Origin of the sequence: Catenulispora sp. GP43 (assembly GCF_041260665.1) — a bacterium.
In the GTDB taxonomy this organism is placed as follows: domain Bacteria; phylum Actinomycetota; class Actinomycetes; order Streptomycetales; family Catenulisporaceae; genus Catenulispora.
Window position 1 is genome coordinate 133026 of sequence record NZ_JBGCCT010000013.1, and the last position, 16468, is coordinate 149493.

16 protein-coding genes and 1 pseudogene are annotated in these 16468 nt (G+C 69.6%); 8 read left to right on the forward strand and 9 right to left on the reverse strand.

Features of this window, described 5'->3' with window-relative positions; genetic code table 11:
- The first annotated feature begins 190 nt into the window (after nt 1-190).
- From ABH926_RS25980 to ABH926_RS26000, 5 genes are all read left to right on the forward strand, one after another.
- Nucleotides 191-1234: a LacI family DNA-binding transcriptional regulator gene (locus ABH926_RS25980; protein ID WP_370368364.1), complete on the forward strand. Its 1044-nt coding sequence runs from the start codon at nt 191-193 to the stop codon at nt 1232-1234.
- Nucleotides 1235-1335: 101 nt separating this feature from the next.
- A complete protein-coding gene (locus tag ABH926_RS25985) occupies nt 1336-2487 on the forward strand; it encodes a substrate-binding domain-containing protein (protein ID WP_370368365.1) in 1152 nt (383 codons plus the stop codon).
- 2 nt (nt 2488-2489) lie between these two features.
- Complete coding sequence (locus tag ABH926_RS25990; RefSeq protein WP_370368366.1) at nt 2490-4139, forward strand: sugar ABC transporter ATP-binding protein; 1650 nt, start codon at nt 2490-2492, stop codon at nt 4137-4139.
- Nucleotides 4136-5161, forward strand: a complete 1026-nt coding sequence (locus ABH926_RS25995) for an ABC transporter permease (RefSeq protein ID WP_370368367.1) — start codon at nt 4136-4138, stop codon at nt 5159-5161. Before ABH926_RS25990 ends, ABH926_RS25995 begins: the two co-directional genes overlap by 4 nt.
- A 47-nt stretch (nt 5162-5208) precedes the next feature.
- Nucleotides 5209-6645 carry an arabinofuranosidase catalytic domain-containing protein gene (locus ABH926_RS26000; protein ID WP_370368369.1) on the forward strand — a complete coding sequence of 479 codons (1437 nt, stop codon included), beginning with the start codon at nt 5209-5211 and terminating at the stop codon, nt 6643-6645.
- A gap of 3 nt (nt 6646-6648) precedes the next feature.
- On the opposite strand, the pseudogene ABH926_RS26005 reads toward ABH926_RS26000, so the two are convergent.
- A pseudogene (locus ABH926_RS26005) lies at nt 6649-7395 on the reverse strand (MFS transporter); the annotation flags it as partial.
- A 12-nt stretch (nt 7396-7407) separates the two neighbouring features.
- On the opposite strand from ABH926_RS26005, the gene ABH926_RS26010 reads away from it, so the two are divergent.
- Complete coding sequence (locus ABH926_RS26010; RefSeq protein WP_370368370.1) at nt 7408-7857, forward strand: hypothetical protein; 450 nt, start codon at nt 7408-7410, stop codon at nt 7855-7857.
- Nucleotides 7858-7889: 32 nt separating this feature from the next.
- Here the strand turns inward: ABH926_RS26010 and ABH926_RS26015 are convergent, their stop codons facing one another.
- The 6 genes from ABH926_RS26015 to ABH926_RS26040 form a co-directional block, all read right to left on the reverse strand.
- Entirely contained in the window at nt 7890-8549 is a 660-nt protein-coding gene (locus tag ABH926_RS26015; protein ID WP_370368371.1) for an HD domain-containing protein, read from the reverse strand.
- Nucleotides 8546-9226: a hypothetical protein gene (locus ABH926_RS26020; RefSeq protein WP_370368372.1), complete on the reverse strand. Its 681-nt coding sequence runs from the start codon at nt 9224-9226 to the stop codon at nt 8546-8548. Before ABH926_RS26020 ends, ABH926_RS26015 begins: the two co-directional genes overlap by 4 nt.
- Before the next feature lie 44 nt (nt 9227-9270).
- Nucleotides 9271-10056: a hypothetical protein gene (locus tag ABH926_RS26025; RefSeq protein WP_370368373.1), complete on the reverse strand. Its 786-nt coding sequence runs from the start codon at nt 10054-10056 to the stop codon at nt 9271-9273.
- 217 nt (nt 10057-10273) lie between these two features.
- Entirely contained in the window at nt 10274-10525 is a 252-nt protein-coding gene (locus ABH926_RS26030; protein WP_370368375.1) for a hypothetical protein, read from the reverse strand.
- A gap of 113 nt (nt 10526-10638) precedes the next feature.
- Nucleotides 10639-11145: a nucleoside deaminase gene (locus ABH926_RS26035; protein WP_370368377.1), complete on the reverse strand. Its 507-nt coding sequence runs from the start codon at nt 11143-11145 to the stop codon at nt 10639-10641.
- A 99-nt stretch (nt 11146-11244) separates the two neighbouring features.
- On the reverse strand, nt 11245-11718 hold the full coding sequence (locus tag ABH926_RS26040; protein WP_370368510.1) for a winged helix-turn-helix transcriptional regulator: 474 nt from the start codon (nt 11716-11718) through the stop codon (nt 11245-11247).
- Nucleotides 11719-11829: 111 nt separating this feature from the next.
- On the opposite strand from ABH926_RS26040, the gene ABH926_RS26045 reads away from it, so the two are divergent.
- A complete protein-coding gene (locus tag ABH926_RS26045) occupies nt 11830-12519 on the forward strand; it encodes an SDR family oxidoreductase (RefSeq protein ID WP_370368378.1) in 690 nt (229 codons plus the stop codon).
- Nucleotides 12520-12556: 37 nt separating this feature from the next.
- Here ABH926_RS26045 and ABH926_RS26050 read toward each other — a convergent pair whose 3' ends face one another.
- Together ABH926_RS26050 and ABH926_RS26055 are read right to left on the reverse strand one after the other, a co-directional pair.
- Nucleotides 12557-13870, reverse strand: coding sequence for a cation:proton antiporter (locus ABH926_RS26050; protein ID WP_370368379.1), 1314 nt, complete (start codon nt 13868-13870; stop codon nt 12557-12559).
- 101 nt (nt 13871-13971) lie between these two features.
- Nucleotides 13972-14844, reverse strand: a complete 873-nt coding sequence (locus ABH926_RS26055) for an endo alpha-1,4 polygalactosaminidase (RefSeq protein WP_370368380.1) — start codon at nt 14842-14844, stop codon at nt 13972-13974.
- 179 nt (nt 14845-15023) lie between these two features.
- Between ABH926_RS26055 and ABH926_RS26060 the strand changes: the two genes are divergently transcribed.
- Nucleotides 15024-16454 (forward strand): DUF5123 domain-containing protein, encoded by a 1431-nt coding sequence (locus ABH926_RS26060; RefSeq protein ID WP_370368381.1) that lies wholly within the window; start codon nt 15024-15026, stop codon nt 16452-16454.
- Nucleotides 16455-16468 lie beyond the last annotated feature (14 nt).

The window sequence follows — 16468 nt, forward strand, 5'->3', positions numbered from 1 at the left end:
AGCCGGTACCGACAGAGGGCAAAACCGGATCGGACCCGCCCCGGGTTGCGAACAGGTTGCAGGCTCTTGACGCCCCAGATGTTTGCGCTAACAATCGTCAACGCACCGCCTGCACCACCGCACACGCACCAGGGCACTGCCTCGTAAGCAACCACCCATCGCGCACGTCGGACCGGAGGTGTGAAGCGCCATGCAGAACGTCCTCGGCGACCGCGCACCGGTCATGGCCGATGTCGCGCGGGTGGCCGGGGTGTCGCAGCAGACCGTGTCCCGGGTGCTCAACGAGCGTCCGAACGTGCGCCCGGCCACCCGCGACCGGGTGATGGACGCCATCAGGGAACTGGGGTACCGGCCGAACGCCGCGGCCCGGACGCTGGTCACCCGGCGCAGCAACACGCTCGGCGTGATCAGCTTCAACACCACGCTCTACGGGCCGGCCTCCATGCTCTACGGGATCGAGCAGGCGGCCAAGCAGCACGACTGGTTCGTCACCGTCGCCGCGCTCGGCGCCATGGACCGGCGCTCGGTGTTCGAGGCCGTGGAGCGGCTGCGGGACCAGGCGGTCGAGGGCATCATCGTCATCGCGCCGCAGACCACCGCGGTCGAGGCGCTGGCGAACACGCCCTCGGACGTGCCGCTGGTGGCCGTCGGGTGCGGGGTGCACGCCGCCCTGAGCGCGGTCGCGGTCGACAACGAGGCCGGGGCCGAACGGGCCACCTCCTACCTGCTCGACCTCGGCCACCGCACCGTGCACCACCTGGCCGGGCCGCGCAGCTGGCTGGACGCCCAGGAACGCCAGGCCGGGTGGCGGCGGGCCCTGACGGCGCGCGGCGCGGCGGTGCCCGAGCCGTTCAACGGCGGGGACTGGTCGGCCCGCACCGGCTACGACCTCGGACGGCGGATCGCCCGGGCCGCCGAGGTGAGCGCGGTGTTCTGTGCCAACGACCACCTGGCCCTCGGGCTCATGCGGGCCCTGCAGGCCGCCGGCCGGCAGGTGCCCGAACAGGTCAGCGTCATCGGGTTCGACGACATCCCGGACGCCGAGTTCTTCGGACCCGCGCTGACCACGGTGCGCCAGGACTTCGACGAGCTGGGCCGGCGCGCGCTGGTGGCCCTGATCCGGGCGATCGCCGCGGGTCCGGGCGGCCGTCGGGGCCGGCGCGGTGCCGGGCCGGTGGCCGCCATCGATCCCGCTCTCGTGGTGCGTGCCTCGACGGCACGGCCCGCTTCCTGACACCCGCGAAACCCTTTTTCTGCGAAGGAGGGCGCCGCGGGCACTGAAATGTCACCGCGAAATGTTACCGCTAACACGCTATCGAAAGGATCTGAACCAGGATGGGCACCAGCAAGATCCGCATCACCGCCGCCTGCGCGGCCGCGCTGCTCGTGGCCTCGGCCGCGGCGTGTTCCAAGAACGCCTCCGGCGGCTCCTCCACCCCGGCCGCCGGCACTTCCGGCGCCGCCGGTTCCTCGGCGCCGGCGGCGCTGGCCGGCTCCGTCACCTTCAACCAGGACAACCTGGCCAAGCTCGACGCGGCCCTGAAGTCCGCGCTGGCCGGCAAGGACCTGTCCGGGGTGAACATCGCGATGGTCGTCAACGTCGCCGCCGACTATTGGAAGGCCGGCCAGGTCGGCTTCCAGAAGGGCTGCTCCGACCTGGGCCTGTCCGGTTCGAAGTGCACGTACTTCGCGCCGCCGAACGGCAAGCTCACCGAGCAGAACTCCGAGATGGAGACGCTGCGCTCGCAAGGGGTCACCGGGTACGCGATCTCGGCGATCGACCCGACCTCGGCGGCCGGCACCATCCACACCGACGTCCAGCACGGCATATCCGTGCTCGCGATCGACTCCCCGCTGCCCGGGACCGACGCCGCCTCGCTGTACCTCGGCACCCCCAACTACACCGCCGGGCAGCAGGCCGGCGAGGCGATGAAGCAGGTCCTGGGCGGCAAGGGCAAGGTCGCGGTGCTGGTCGGCTCGCTGACCGCGGCCAACGCCACGCAGCGCATCCAGGGCTTCGAGGACGCGCTGAAGGGCTCGGGCGTCAGCGTCGTGCAAAAGGTCAACGACAACCTCTCGGCGGCCACCGCGACCTCTGACGCCGAGACCATCCTGGCCAACAACCCGGACGTCAACGGCCTGTACGGGGTCTACTCCTACGACGGGCCGGCGCTGGCGCAGGCCGTGCAGTCGGCCGGGAAGTCCAGCAGCGTGCACATCGTCTCCGACGACTCCGACGCGCAGACCCTGGGCTTCATCAAGTCCGGCGTCATCTCCGGGACGGTCGTGCAGATGCCCTACCAGCAGGGCTACACCGGCGCGTACATCCTGGCCGCCGAGAAGGTGCTCGGCAAGGACGCCACGATGGCGATCATCAAGCCCTACCTGGAGTCCGACGGCTCCACGCTCAGCTCGGGCGTGGGCCTGGTGACCTCCGCGGACCTGTCCGCCTACCAGGCGCTCGAGACGCAGCTGGGGATCAGCTGACGATGACAGCATCCGTCGACACCCCGGGCCGCGCGGTCCTCGCGCGGCTGCGGGGAGTCCACAAGTCCTACGGCCCGGTGCGGGTGCTCGACCTGCCCGAGCTGGATCTGTACGCCGGCCAGGTGGTCGGCGTCGTGGGGGAGAACGGTGCCGGCAAGTCCACGCTGATGGGCACGCTGTCCGGCTCGGTGCGCCGGGACGGCGGGCAGATCGAGATCGGCGGGCGGGAGCTGGCGCCGGGTTCCACCGAGGCCGCCGCGGCGCTCGGCATCGCCATGGTCTCCCAGGAGTTCCCGCTGGTGGGGCAGCTGTCCGTGGCCGAGAACCTGGTGCTGGGACGGCGTCCGCGCGGCTCCCGGCGGCGCTTCCTGCTCGACCGGGCCGGGATGCGCCGGGAGGCGGCCGAGATGCTCGGCGAGATCGGCCTGGCCGCCGGGGCGGTCCCGGTCGGCCGCCAGGTGCGGACCCTGCCGGTGCCCACCCGGCAGATGATCGAGATCGCCAAGGCCTGGGGCCGCCGCCCGGAGCTGCTCATCCTGGACGAGCCGACCTCCTCGCTGGGCCCGGTCGAGGGCGCCCACGTGCTGCGCCTGGCCCGCGAGCTGGCCGCGCGCGGCGGCACGGTGCTGTTCATCGGGCACCGCCTCGACGAGGTCCGCGCGGTCAGCGACCGGGTCCTGGTGCTGCGCAACGGCCGGCTGGTCGCCGACCTGGAGCCGGAGCAGGCCACTGAGGAGCGCCTGATCCGGGAGATGGTCGGCGGCGAGGTCGCGCACGCCCGCCCGAAGGACAAGCCGGCCGACCCCGCAGTGCTGCTGGCGCTGCGCGGCCTGACCGCCGACGGCCTGGGGCCGGTCGACCTCGACCTGCGCGCCGGGGAGATCGTCGGGGTGGCCGGGCTGATGGGCTCCGGCCGCAGCCGCCTGATCCACACCGTGGCCGGGGCGCAGCCGGCCACCGGCGGGACGATGACGATCGCCGGCTCGCCCTACCGCCCGCACGGCCCCGGTGACGGCGCCGCCGCGGGGATCGCGATGATCCCCGAGGACCGCAAGGAGCAGTCCCTGGTGCTGTTCGCACCGATCCGGGCCAACGTCACCGTCCCGATCCTGCGGCGCATCAGCACCCGCGGACTGCTCGGGCCCCGGCGCGAGCGGGCCGAGGCCGAGCGGATCACGGCGAGTGTGAACGTGCGCATGCGCTCGGTCGACCAGCCGATCGGCGCGCTGTCCGGGGGCAACCAGCAGCGGGCGATCTTCGGCCGGGCCTTCGCCACCGAACCGCGCCTGCTGCTGCTGGACGAGCCCACGCGCGGCGTGGACGTCGGGGCCAAGGCCGAGATCTACGAGCTCATCGACCGGGCCGCCGAGCGCGGCATGGCCGTGCTGGTGGCGTCCTCCGAACTGGAGGAGCTGCTGTGGATCTGCCACCGGGTCGCGGTGCTGAACCACGGCCGGCTGGCGGCGGTGCTCGACCGGGCCGAGGCCACCAAGGAACGGATCATGACGGCCGCCGCCGGCAGCACCCCGGCCGTGCCGATGTCGCCGGACGTTCCGCGGCCGGACGCCCCGTTGCCGGACGCCCCGTTGCCGGACGTCTCGACGCCGAAAGCCTCGTCGCCGGACACCTCAGAACACGGAGACGCACCATGACAGTACAGAGCAGCAGCACCCTGACCCCCGAACAGGCGCCGCCGCGCGGCCAGCCGGCCGCCGCCCGGCTGCTGCGCAAGCTGGCCGAATCGCCCGAGGCCGGCGTCATCGTGGCCTGCGTGCTGGTCTTCGCGATCATCGCCGCCAACGCCCCGACCTACACCTCGGTCGGCAACCTGCAGGTGATGGGGCGCGACCTGGCGCAGGTCGGGATCCTGGCGGTGGGGGAGTCGGTGGTCATCCTGACCGGCGGCATCGACCTGTCGGTCGGCGCGCTGGCCGGGCTGGCCGGCATCCTGACCGCCTGGTTCAACGTCAACCAGGGCCTGCCGGCGCCGCTGGCGATCGTCCTGACCCTGGTGATCTGCGCGGCGGTCGGGCTGTGGCACGGGACCATGGTGACCCGGCTGAACGTGCCGCCGTTCGTGATCACACTGGTCACGTACACCATCGCCCAGGGCATGGCGCTGGCCATCACCACCGGCACCCCGATCAACGGCATCGACCCGCTGTTCAGCAACCTGAGCCAGTACTACATCGGCCGGGTGCCGGTGCCCGCGCTGTTCTTCCTCGGCGCGGTCGCGATCGCCTGGTTCGCCCTGGAGCGCACCTACGTCGGCCGCCAGATCTACGCCGTCGGCGGCAACAAGGAAGCGGCCCGCCTGGCGGGCATCCCCGTCGCCAGACGCGTCACCAGCGCCTACGTCTCCAGCGCCGTCCTGGCCGGGGTCGTCGGCGTGCTGGTGATCGGCCGGATGAACGTGGCCGACCCCTCGGTCGGCAGCGGCTGGGAGCTCACCGCGATCGCCGCGGCCGTGGTCGGGGGCGTGTCGCTGTTCGGCGGGGAGGGGCGCATGGTCGGCATCGCGGCCGGCGCCATCCTCCTGGAGTTCATCGCCAACGGCCTGCTCGCCCTGCACGTGAACACCTACTACCAGACCGTCGTGCAGGGCGCGGTGCTCGGCGCCGCGATCCTGCTCGACCGGCTGCGGGCCCGCTTCTTCGGCAGGATCCGGAGATGAGGCCCGCGGCGCCCTCCATCGGAACGAGCCACCCTTAAGGAGTTCAGATGCGAGTACTACCATCCCTCGCCGCCGCGGCCCTGCTCGTGGCCGGCGTCCTCACCACCGCGCCGACGGCGCGCGCCGCGACCACCGGGCCGTGCGACATCTACGCCTCCGGCGGGACCCCCTGCGTGGCCGCGCACAGCACGACCCGCGCACTGTACGGGTCCTACAACGGCGCGCTATACCAGGTACGGCGCGCCTCGGACAACGCCACGTCGACCATCGGCGTGACCTCGGCCGGCGGCTACGCCGACGCCGCCGCGCAGGACGCGTTCTGCTCCGGCACCACCTGCGTGATCACCGTGATCTACGACCAGTCCGGCCACGGCAACAACCTCACCGACGCCCCCGCCGGCGGAGCCGCGGGCGGCCCGGACACCCTCGCCACCGCCACCGCCGCCCCGGTGACCCTGAACGGCCACGAGGCCTACGGCGTCTACGTCGCCCCGGGCACCGGCTACCGCGACGACTCGACCACCGGCATCGCCACCGGCGACCAGGCCGAGGGCGAGTACGCCATCTTCGACGGCACCCACACCGACGGCGGCTGCTGCTTCGACTACGGCAACGCCGAGACCAGCAACGACGACACCGGCAACGGCCACATGGAGGCCATCTACTTCGGCACCATCAAAGTCTGGGGCTACGGCACCGGAAACGGCCCCTGGATCATGGCCGACATGGAGAACGGCCTGTACTCGGGCGTGAACGCGGGCTACAACGCCAACGATCCAAGCATCACCAACCGGTTCACCACCGCCATCATCAAGGGCACGGCCAACCAGTGGTCGATCCGAGGCGGCAACGCACAATCCGGCTCCCTGTCCACCTTCTACAGCGGCCCCAGACCGAACGTCTCGGGCTACAACCCGATGCACAAGGAAGGCGCGATCATCCTCGGCATCGGCGGCGACAACAGCAAAGGCTCGGCCGGAACCTTCTACGAGGGCGTGATGACCTCCGGCTACCCCTCGGACGCCACCGAGAACTCGGTCCAGTCCAACATCGTCGCCGCCGGCTACAGCGCCGGCACCACCGGCACGGCATCCGGCCCCCTGCACGCGGTCGGGGCCGGCAAGTGCCTGGACGTGCCGAACGGGACCACGACCGCCGGCACACAGGTACAGATCTACTCCTGCAACGGCCTGAGCCCGCAGAACTTCACCCATACCTCGTCGGGGCAGCTCACGGTCACCGACTCCGGCACCACCGACTGCCTGGACGCCAACGGGCAGGGGACCTCGGCGGGGACGAAGGTGATCATCTGGCCGTGCAACGGCCAGGCCAACCAGCAGTGGAACGTCAACGGCAACGGCACGGTCACCGGCGTGCAGTCGGGGCTGTGTCTGGACGTGACCGGGGCTTCCACGGCTGACGGCGCGTTGGTACAGCTGTGGACGTGCAACGGGCAGAGCAACCAGCAGTGGACGCTCGGCTGACACCTACGATGCCGGCGCGAGGACTGGCACGGTTTCGATCGGGCTTTCCACCCGCTCGGGCCGCAGCCCTCGCGCCAGGCTCACCGTCACCAGCACCGACGCCACCGCCATCACCGTCATCGCAGCACTTGGCGAGAAACACTGCGCCAGCACACCCGCGACCACCGCGCCGACCCCCTGCATCGTCAGCGTCCCCGAGGACTGGAGCCCCAGCGCCTGGCCGCTCAGCTCGTTCGGGGTCAGGGCCATGAGACGCTCCTGCAACAGCAGACTCGCGGCGTAGCCGATCGACGCGAGCATGACGGCCAGCGCCGCCACCGGGAGGGCCGGGTGGAAGGCGAACACCAGGTACGGGACCGCCAGCAGCAGCCGCAGCGGTGCGCCGAGGACCCGGCGCCAGCTCGCGGGCATGAAGCGCCCCGTCGCGATGTCGCCGAGCAGCATGCCGAACGCCGCGCACGCGAACAACGTGCCGGCGTGCCGCGGCGACAGCGACACGAACAGCGACTCGCAGCCCACGATCAAACCGTTCGGCACCCACAGCGCCAGGAACACATAGCGGCGCGGGACCGAGGACCACAGCACCGCGTTGTTGCGCCAGGTCTGGGCTACCGAAGGCCGCCCCGAGGCCCGCTGCGGCCGGGCGCTGAGCCCGAACCGCGCCCCGACCGCCGCCGTGAGATACAACCCGGCGCCGACCAGCAGCGTCACGCGCGGCGACAGCGCTGTCAGCAATACGCCGCCGAGGCCGCCTCCGCCCAGGTGGAGGTCTCCCACGGCGGCCCGCTACCGCCGCTGCTGCACCGCACCGACCTGGCCACCCGCCTGGCTGACGTCCTGGCCCGGGTCTGGACCCACACTGTCGCGCCGACGTGGGAGCGTCGCCGCCGCCTGATGGAAGCCGACATCGTCTCCCGCACCGCGCACCTGAGCCAAGGCGGCTGGGCGGCGGCCCTGAACGACATGCGCCCCGGCATGCGCTGGCTCGGCGACGGCACCCTGCAGATCAACCTCCACAACTACCCACCCCGCCACATCGCCGGCGCGCGCCTGTACTTCGCCCCGGTGACCCCCGGCATGGGCTGGGTCGCCTGGGACAAGGTCCCCGACTACGCGATCGTCTACCCCTGCACCGGCGCCCTGGCCGACGCCGGCACGACAGCGCCCTCCCAGCCGCTGTGTCGCGAACTGCCTGGCAAACGCTCCCCGTAATGGGGAACCGTCCCGGCTTCAGAAAAGATTTGTCACCGCGCTTCTCCGCCCCTTGGGGGTACGGCCCGTGGATCGTGGATGAACCGTTCCGGAAAGTCGCCGCTCTGCTCGATAAGGAACTGGTAGCGCGCTTCGAATGCGGCTCGCGCTTCGGGTAGGACGATTTTGCGGTTCCAGTCCGTGACTGCTTTACGCCGGTTTTCGGCCATGAGGTCGCCGTAGGGTCGCTCGGCGTTCTCCCACCACCACAGGTGCATGAACGGGCCGATGAAGTGGGAGCAGCCGTCGGCCGAGGAGACGATGCGTACTTCGATCGGCGCCGTTGTCAGATCGGCTCCGGCTGACATGTCGATGAGTTCGGCGTAGGAGACAGCTCGGTCGACGAACTTCGCTGGAAAGCCCAGGTTGGTGAGTTCTCTGCGGCCTGCGATGAGGGTTGCCTGATCCTGCCGGTCTCGGTCGGGTTCCACTGTTTTGCCGTAGTCGTGGAGCCAGACCAGGACCTCCACCAGGGATCGGTCCGCCTGGGGGTGATGCTCGACCAGCTCGAGGGCCAGCTTCTCAACGATTTCGAGGTGATAGCGGACATACCACGCGTGGTGCACGAAGCCAGGCTGGGAGGCGGACCGGATGCTGGCCGCTCGGAAGGCGGCCACTAGCATCCGGCTGCGCGGCATATCGTCCGTAGTCAAGTTCCCGCCCCCTGGTGCAGTCTGTCACGGAGGAGGGTAAGGCGGTCGCGGACTTCGTCCGAGGTGAAGCGTGGAGAGTCGACGACGACTCCAGTCTGCTTGAAGCTGGATGCGGTGTATAAATCCGCCGTATCGCGCGTCGGTGCGAGCTCCAAGGCGAGGGTCGCCGTGTACCCGTTCTCGGGGACGACGACTCGGTGGATCTCTTGCGCCGATAGAGAGTACGTTCCGCCTTCCGCGACACGGATGGCATCCAATTGGGTCAAGGTCGCGCAGCCGACGAATGCGAAGGTACTACCGACCTCGGGCGTGTACGGGGTCTGGACGTAGCGCATGAACTCGCCGGTCTGCTTGTGGGCCACGGCGTAGTTGTAGTTCGCCAAGGCACCGCAGAGGACACGGGATACGAAGGCCCATCGGTGGTTGTGCGCGTCCGGGTCGCTTTGGGCGCCAGCGGTCCCGGGCCAAATGTGCAGCCGGAGCCGGACGTCAGATCCCGGTAAGCGCGAAAAGCTGATCTTGTCGAAGCCGTTCGCGTGCCGGTACGACTGCGCGGCCATGATCGAGAGCAATCTATGGTTGGGCTGGTCGAGACAGCTGTTGATGAGCTCGGCCCCGTCGATGTCGGCTAGTACCCCTGAGACGTCGCGCTGAGCCCTGCTCGCGGAGGCGGTCACCAGCCTACGCAATACCCTGAGATGATATGGCGTGGCGTTCGACGTCACGACGCCGCACCCCCGACGGCCTGTACGGGCGCCAGGACCTGCGTGGTTCCTTCTTCCCACAGGGCTTCGGCCTGGTATCGGTAGCACTCGAACCACTCGCCGTCCGCCATGGTCAGGTGGAACATCGGCCTGGACTCGCCGGGCAGGCGGAAGCTGTAGAGCTGTACGTACAGTGCCGCGCTGGGCGTCCCCACGTCGAGATAGTTGAGTCCGAACTTCAACGCAAACCGCGTGGTGCGCACTTCCAGCCCGCCGGGGTTGTTCGCCGCCATGGCGGTCGCCGCGAGGGAGCGGAGTTTGCCGAGAGTCTGGCGAATGTCGTGGCGGATGTCCTCTGTGCTGGGCTTGCTGGCTTGCCCCTGGGTGGTGATCGAGGCCTCGTCAGCATCGACGTTAACCATCAGGACCCGGATGTGGCCGCCGCGGCGGAGGGTGCGTTCAAAGGCGGCATATGAAGACTCAATGGTCCGGCTCATGCTGATCCCGATCAGGTAAACCTCGTCCGACGCCTCCCGCCGGGCCGACAGCTCAGCGGGGAAGTCGTCGAGGAGTTCAGGACCGCGCTTGGTCGCCGCGCCGGCGCGGTCAACCGCCGCGCGGGTTGCCAGGATGTTGTACGCCATGACGGCGAGGACTGCGAGAAGAAGGCTGGAGATCTTCGCGGTCGAGATGACGTCGAACAGGGACAGCGCACTGACTACGGCGGCCAAGCCGATCGTCAGGTAGACATCGAAGTCCTTGCCCTCACGCAGGTCGTCCAACAGACGCTTGAACCCCGCCATGACGCCCTCCCCTGAACGCCGCCAGATACTCGCAGCCTACGAAAGCACCCGGGACTGGTCCATAGCTGCGACGAGGCTGGCGTATAGCCGATGAACGCGGACACCCGCCGGTGCAGACGCCGCGCGAGCTGGAGGCAGCCCGTGGAACTCGGGCTGTTTGGCAGTCAGACCTCCACAGGGACACGACCTGTCAGTACGCGACATCACGCATTCAAACTCAGTAGTCAAGCGACCAGAGGTTATAAATCGTCACGCCGGACGGGGTGTGGATGGCGTCGCAGGCATAGGAGGTCCAGCCTAAATGCGATACACCGTAGCGTCCATCGGCCTGGCAGGCAGCCAGACTGTAGTAGAGGTTCTGCTCCTGCCATACGTTCGCCGAAGCTGATTCGGCGCCTGTGAACAGTGCTGCGGCGACAGCTGTTCCGATCAGTGCGGCCGCCACAGACCGCCTTTTGAGTATTCCCATGGCATCTCTCCCATTCCGAAAGGGATCTTGGAGGGAAACAGTATGTTGCGATGAATGCCTGGGCAACGCCGGAGGTACAGGAATAATCTGTGGCTCCGGCGGCAACCTTTTGATCAGTCTGGCAGGTTCCCGATGGACTGTGCCCAGCCCCGAAACCCACCCTCGGGCGCGGTCCGGCAGTAGCGGCGGAACAGCTCTCGGCTTTCCCGCCGCAGGATGCCGCTGGTCATCGCCGGCGCGGCATAGCCGGGAAGGTCCAAGCTGGCCGGCTGCCAGTGGGGTGCGATCGCCGAGGCGCCGTCGGCCGGGGACTCCAGCGCGTAGTAGATCTCTGCGACGCCCAGCGTCATCGCCGCGCCGAAGCACATGACGCACGGCTCCAGGTTCACGGCCAGCCGCAACGGCTGCGGCCTGCGCGCCCATCCCAGTCGCTCATCGGCCTGCACCATCGCCAGCAGATCGGCATGGACCAGGCGCCGACTCTGTCCGCGGTCCTGGGTGTAGGCGCGGCCGAGGATCTGGTCGCCCATCACCACCACCGCGCCGATCGGCAGTTCGCCGGCGTCCAGCCCGTCCTCGGCGGTCTCGATCGCGGCCTGGACCATCTGTTCGGGGGTCATCGGCGCACCGTATCGGAGGCGGCTGCGGGTGGGGGCATGGATAACAGGCCCCAAGCGCGTTGAACCCGAACCACCCGCCGCCGATCAGCCCGCAACCGCTCACACACCCCTCGGCCGACTCCGCAGCTCGACCTCGTCCAGCCCCACCTCGTGCTCCTTCCGGCACGCCACCGTCACCTCGACGCTCTCCCCGCACCCGATGTGCGCGATGTCCGCCTCCGCCGGTCCGCCGGCGTGCTTCTGTCCCCACCGGAACAGCGCGAACATCGCGGGCATCAGGTCGCGGCCGGACTCGGTGAGGCGGTACTCCGCGCGGGTGCGGCCGCCGGGGTCGCGGTAGGGGTGGCGCGACAGTAGTCCTGCTTCGGCCAGGGCTTTGAGGTTCGCCGAGGCGGTGGCCGGGGCCATGCCGACGCGGTGGGCGAAGTCGTCGAAGCGGGTGGTGCCGTAGAACGCCTCGCGCATGATCAGCATCGAGGTGCGGCTGCCGATCACGGCCATCGCCTTCTCGACCGGGCAGTTGCCGATCGGGGACCAGGTCGTGCGGTCGTCCAGGGGCGGGTGGAGCTCCATGTGACTCATGGGGCGCCGGCCTCCTTCGAGTTGACTTCAGTTGACCATAGTCAGATGCTACGGTGAAAGCAGCTCACTTCAGTTTACCGAAGTATCCGATGGGAGCCCGTCATGAAGCTCGAGAACAGCGTGGTCCTGGTCACCGGCGCGACCGGCGGCCTGGGGCAGGAGTTCGTCGGCCAGGCGCTGGAGCGCGGCGCCGCCAAGGTCTACGCCGCCGCGCGCCGTGACCGCGACTGGGGCGATCCGCGCGTCGTCCCGATCCGGCTCGACGTCGCCGACCCCGCCGCGATCGACGCCGCCGCGGCCGCCGCGCGCGACGTCACCGTGCTCGTCAACAACGCCGGCATCAGCGGCCCGCGCTCGCTGCTCAGCGGCGATCTGCGGGAGATCCGCCAGACCTTCGAGACCAACGTCTTCGGCCCGCTGGAGCTGGTCCGGGCCTTCGCGCCGATTCTGGCCGGCAACGGCGGCGGCGCCGTCGTGGACATCCACTCGGTCCTGAGCTGGCTCGCCACGCCCGGCGTCTACAGCTCCAGCAAGGCGGCGTTCTGGGGCCTGACCAACTCCCTGCGTCTGGAGCTGGCCGCGCAGGGCACGCAGGTCCTCGGCGCGCACTTCGCCTACGTCGACACCCCGATGACCGCGCACCTGGACGGCGTCGACAAGTCAGCGCCCGACGACATCGCCCGCCGGATCCTGGACGCCCTGGAAGCCGGGAGCAGCGAGGTCTTCGCAGATGCCACCACCGAATCCGTTCGCGCCGGCCTCGCCGGTCTGACCAGCGGCACCTTCGCCTGACCGGGATTGAACAGGGATGCGGCCGGACCTGGCCGCCTCAGTCGGCCGAGCCGTCCGGGGCGCGTTCGACGACCCCTTCCACACCGGCGTGCTGGTCCTGCTGGTCCTGCTGGTCCTGCTGGTCCGCCGCCGACCCGCGGCCTGGCAGGGCCGCCGCCCGCTGGACGGCCAGCGGCACCGCCACCCCGTGCAGCACCAGGCTCCCCAGCAGCACGATCGTCATCGTGCTCAGCGCCAGATCGGAATCCTCGTCCCGGACGGCGTTGTAGGCCAGGAGCCCGAACACGATCGAGGTGGTGCCGCGCGGCCCGACCAGGCCGAGCAGCGTGCGGTCCAGGAACGTCGCGCCGGTGCCGAGCATCGCCAGGTACACCGGGACCATCCGCATGAGCGTCAGTGCCAGGACGCTGTACAGGATCACGTCGCCAGGCACGCCGATCTGGAACACCAGCACCGCGACCGCGCCGAAGACGAACCACACGATCAGCGCCGAGACGGTGCCCAGTGCGTCGACGGTGGAGAACTCGGATTCGGAAAGGTGTACGTCGTTGGCGCGGAACCCGACGCGTCCGCGCTTGTAGGCGATACCGGCCAGGAACGCGGCGACGAAGCCGTTGCCGCCGACATACACCGCGATCGAGTAGGTGACGATCGGCAGCAGCAGCGTGGCGATGCCCACCGACTCCGGACTCGACCAGCCCACCCGCTCCGACCAGCGCAGCGCCGCACCGGTGACCGCGCCGAGCCCGACGCCGACGAGCACGGCGTACAGCGCGGCCGGCAGCGCCTGCCGCACCGCCTCCTCCGGCGAACCGCCGTGCCCGGATTCGCCGATCAGCAAGATGGCGAAGGCGAACGCGGGGGAGAACAGCCCGTCGTTGTATCCGCTCTCGATCGCCAGGACGTGCCGCACCCACAGCGGCACATTGCGGTCCTTGAGCAGGTGCGGCGCCGAGGCGAAGTCCAGCGGCAGCACGACGCAGGCGATGACGAAGACCACGGCCCACGAGTGCGTCGGCAGCAGCGGCAGTCCGAGGACGAAGGCGAAAGCCACCGTCAGCGGCAGCGCGACGAACAGCAGCCGGATGACCGCGCCCCGCTCGCCGGCCAGGAAGCCCCCGCGCACCACGGTGGCGTCCACGAACAGCAGCACGGCCAGCACGAGCTCGACGATCCGCTCGGCCAGGTGCGTGTCCAGGCGCTCGGCGAAGCCGGTCCCGCCGGCCAGCCCCGCGACGACCCCGCCGGCCACCATGAACAGCGGGCCGTTGACCTGCCACCGGGCCAGTCTGCGGGCGGCGAACGTCCAGGCCAGCATCACGGCCAGGCTGGACACGATCAGGGGCAGCATACCATGAGGTTACTGACATATGGGGCGAATCAGGGCGCAGGAAGGGGAAGGCGAGCGTGTCCCCTCATCGACACGCTCGCCTTCCCGGGTGTTCCGTCAGCTCAGCGGCAGGGCTGGAATGTCTTGTCGTCCAGGTTGATGTCGAACCGCACGCCGTTGAAGTCGTTGGCGTTGTCCTTGGAACAGAACGACGACGTCGCCAGCTTGTACTCGGCCTGGAACACCGGCTTGCCGGCGGCCACGTACTGGTCGTAGCCGTAGTCGCCGTTCTGCGCGGTGGTGCACTCCTTGTACTGGTTGCACTGCTCGTTCAGGGCGCCGTCGAAGTAGGGCAGCAGTTGTGGGATCTGCTCATCATCGTTCTTCTGCAGCACGCTCAGGCCGCGGGCGTGCGAGTCGTCGGCCAGCGTGGCGTTGAAGTAGAGCTGGTCGGCGGCGGTCAGCGGGAATCCGGTGCTGTTGGTGTAGCCGTCGACGTTGTCGAGCTCGACCATGTCGAAGCCCTTCTGCTTGCACATGTCCAGCCGGGCGTCCATGATCGTGCGCAGCACGCTGTGGGACTTCTGGATCTCGCGGACGTCCAGCCACTTCTCGCCGGGCCATCCGTTGCCGCTGCCCAGCACCGAGGACGGGAACTGCGAAGCGTCCGGGCGCCAGTTCTCGTACGTTCCGGCGGACAGGTAGCAGACCGCCTTGATCCCCGCGGAGTGCAGGGCGGAGACGTTCGCGGCCGTGTTGTTGAAGCCGTCCACGTCGTACATCTGCACGTTGCGGAACGGTGCGCTGGGCACCGTGGACAGCACCCAGTTCCAGGACGTATGCACGTTCGGCTGCCAGCAGCCGTTGCAGGCGACCGGGCTCGGCAGCGCGGGGGTGGCCGACGCGGCCGGGGCCAGCGCGACGGTCGCCGCGGCGGCCAGGGCGACGCCGGCCGCCGACGCGGCGAGGCGCTTGGCCGATGGAGTCAGGGTCATGATTCCTCCTCGAGATGTGGCTGTTCTCGTGTTGTGGGCCGTTTTTTAGCAGCGGCGTCGCGGCAGCGTCGAGCAGTGGACGCCAAACGCGCAGCCCGCGTGAGCGACTGGGCCCAATCGCGCATGCCGGCTGAGTTTTCGTTGACGGCGCCCAGTGCGATGCCCACGCTCTGGGCGGTATGAAGTCACATGTTCTGGCCCTCGCGGCGTTGTCCGCGCTGGTCCTGCCATCTGCCGCGCTGTCGGCGCCCGCGCACGCGGCCGGCACCTCCACGGCCGGCACTTCCACTTTCTACGTCGCACCGAGCGGCTCGGACTCCTCCAGCGGTACGCAGGCTGCGCCGTTCGCCACGATTCAGCACGCTGTCACCGCGCTGTCCGGCGGCGGCGGTACGGTCGTGGTGCGTGGCGGGACCTACGCGCAGCGCTTCAGCCTGCACGGCGTCACCGGCGTCACCGTCACTGCGGCCCCCGGCGAACACCCCGTCCTGGACGGCTCCACGCTGAAGGTCCCGACCGGCCGCTCGGCGATGGTGGACATCGCCGACAGCACGGCGGTCGCCGTCCGGGGCCTGGAGATCACCGGCTACCGCACCGCCGCCATCGACGCTATGCCGATCGGCATCTACGTCCACGGCGGCGACACCGGCGTCACGATAGCCGCCGACCACGTGCACGCCATGGGCAACGACAACGGCACGCTGGGCAGCATGGAGATGAACGCGCACGGCATCGCCGCCTACGGCGACTCCCCGACGCGGTCCATCAGCGGCCTGACCATCGACGGCAACGAGGTGGACCACCTCAAGCTCGGCGCGAGCGAGTCGGTCGTGGTCAACGGCAACGTCGACGGCTGGCGCATCGCCGGCAACCGGATCCACGACGACAACAACATCGGCATCGACGCCATCGGCTTCGAACCGACGCTGCCGCCGGCCTACCGCTACACCGACCTCAACCGTGCTCGCAACGGCGTGATCAGCGGGAACACCGTGGAAAACATCATCTCCGCCGGCAACCCCGCGTACTGGTCCTCCAGCGGCTGGTGCAACTGCGCCGACGGGGTGTACGTCGACGGCGGCACCCACATCGACATCGCCGGCAACACCGCGCACGCCGACGACATCGGCATCGAGGTGGCCGCCGAGAACGCCCGCGGCGCCGCCGACCACGTCACCGTCGAGGGCAACACGGTCAGCGACAGCCGCTACGTCGGCATCACCACCGGCGGCTACTGCGACGGCGGCCAGGACTGCGGGGGAGTGCAGACCGGGAAGTCCTTCGCGAACACCTTCACCGGCAACACTTTGCGCAACGACAACACCGACCACGACGGCTCGCCGGAGTTCCTGATCCAGTTCCACGAAAGCGGCAACACGATCACCGGCAACACGATCTGCGCCGCCGGCCCCGGTACCCTGCTGATCGGCACCGTCGCGCGTTCGACCTCCGGGCAGGGGGACGTCGTTGACGGCAACCGTTACTCGGCTGCGGCGGCGGGCGCGGACACCGCGCAGTGGGGCTGGCACGGCACGACCTACACCGGGTTCGCCGCCTACCGCTCCGCCACCGGTTTGGACGCGCACAGCGCCTTCTCAGGGACCTGCTGAGCTAAGTACTTTCA

Bases quoted from the DNA above. Each gene is read 5' to 3' on its own strand.
- ABH926_RS25980 (WP_370368364.1), top strand. From the start codon at position 191: ATGCAGAACGTCCTCGGCGACCGCGCACCGGTCATGGCCGATGTCGCG.
- ABH926_RS25985 (WP_370368365.1), top strand. From the start codon at position 1,336: ATGGGCACCAGCAAGATCCGCATCACCGCCGCCTGCGCGGCCGCGCTG.
- ABH926_RS25990 (WP_370368366.1), top strand. From the start codon at position 2,490: ATGACAGCATCCGTCGACACCCCGGGCCGCGCGGTCCTCGCGCGGCTG.
- ABH926_RS25995 (WP_370368367.1), top strand. From the start codon at position 4,136: ATGACAGTACAGAGCAGCAGCACCCTGACCCCCGAACAGGCGCCGCCG.
- ABH926_RS26000 (WP_370368369.1), top strand. From the start codon at position 5,209: ATGCGAGTACTACCATCCCTCGCCGCCGCGGCCCTGCTCGTGGCCGGC.
- ABH926_RS26025 (WP_370368373.1), bottom strand. From the start codon at position 10,056: ATGGCGGGGTTCAAGCGTCTGTTGGACGACCTGCGTGAGGGCAAGGAC.
- ABH926_RS26030 (WP_370368375.1), bottom strand. From the start codon at position 10,525: ATGGGAATACTCAAAAGGCGGTCTGTGGCGGCCGCACTGATCGGAACA.
- ABH926_RS26035 (WP_370368377.1), bottom strand. From the start codon at position 11,145: ATGACCCCCGAACAGATGGTCCAGGCCGCGATCGAGACCGCCGAGGAC.
- ABH926_RS26040 (WP_370368510.1), bottom strand. From the start codon at position 11,718: ATGGAGCTCCACCCGCCCCTGGACGACCGCACGACCTGGTCCCCGATC.
- ABH926_RS26045 (WP_370368378.1), top strand. From the start codon at position 11,830: ATGAAGCTCGAGAACAGCGTGGTCCTGGTCACCGGCGCGACCGGCGGC.
- ABH926_RS26050 (WP_370368379.1), bottom strand. From the start codon at position 13,870: ATGCTGCCCCTGATCGTGTCCAGCCTGGCCGTGATGCTGGCCTGGACG.
- ABH926_RS26055 (WP_370368380.1), bottom strand. From the start codon at position 14,844: ATGACCCTGACTCCATCGGCCAAGCGCCTCGCCGCGTCGGCGGCCGGC.
- ABH926_RS26060 (WP_370368381.1), top strand. From the start codon at position 15,024: ATGAAGTCACATGTTCTGGCCCTCGCGGCGTTGTCCGCGCTGGTCCTG.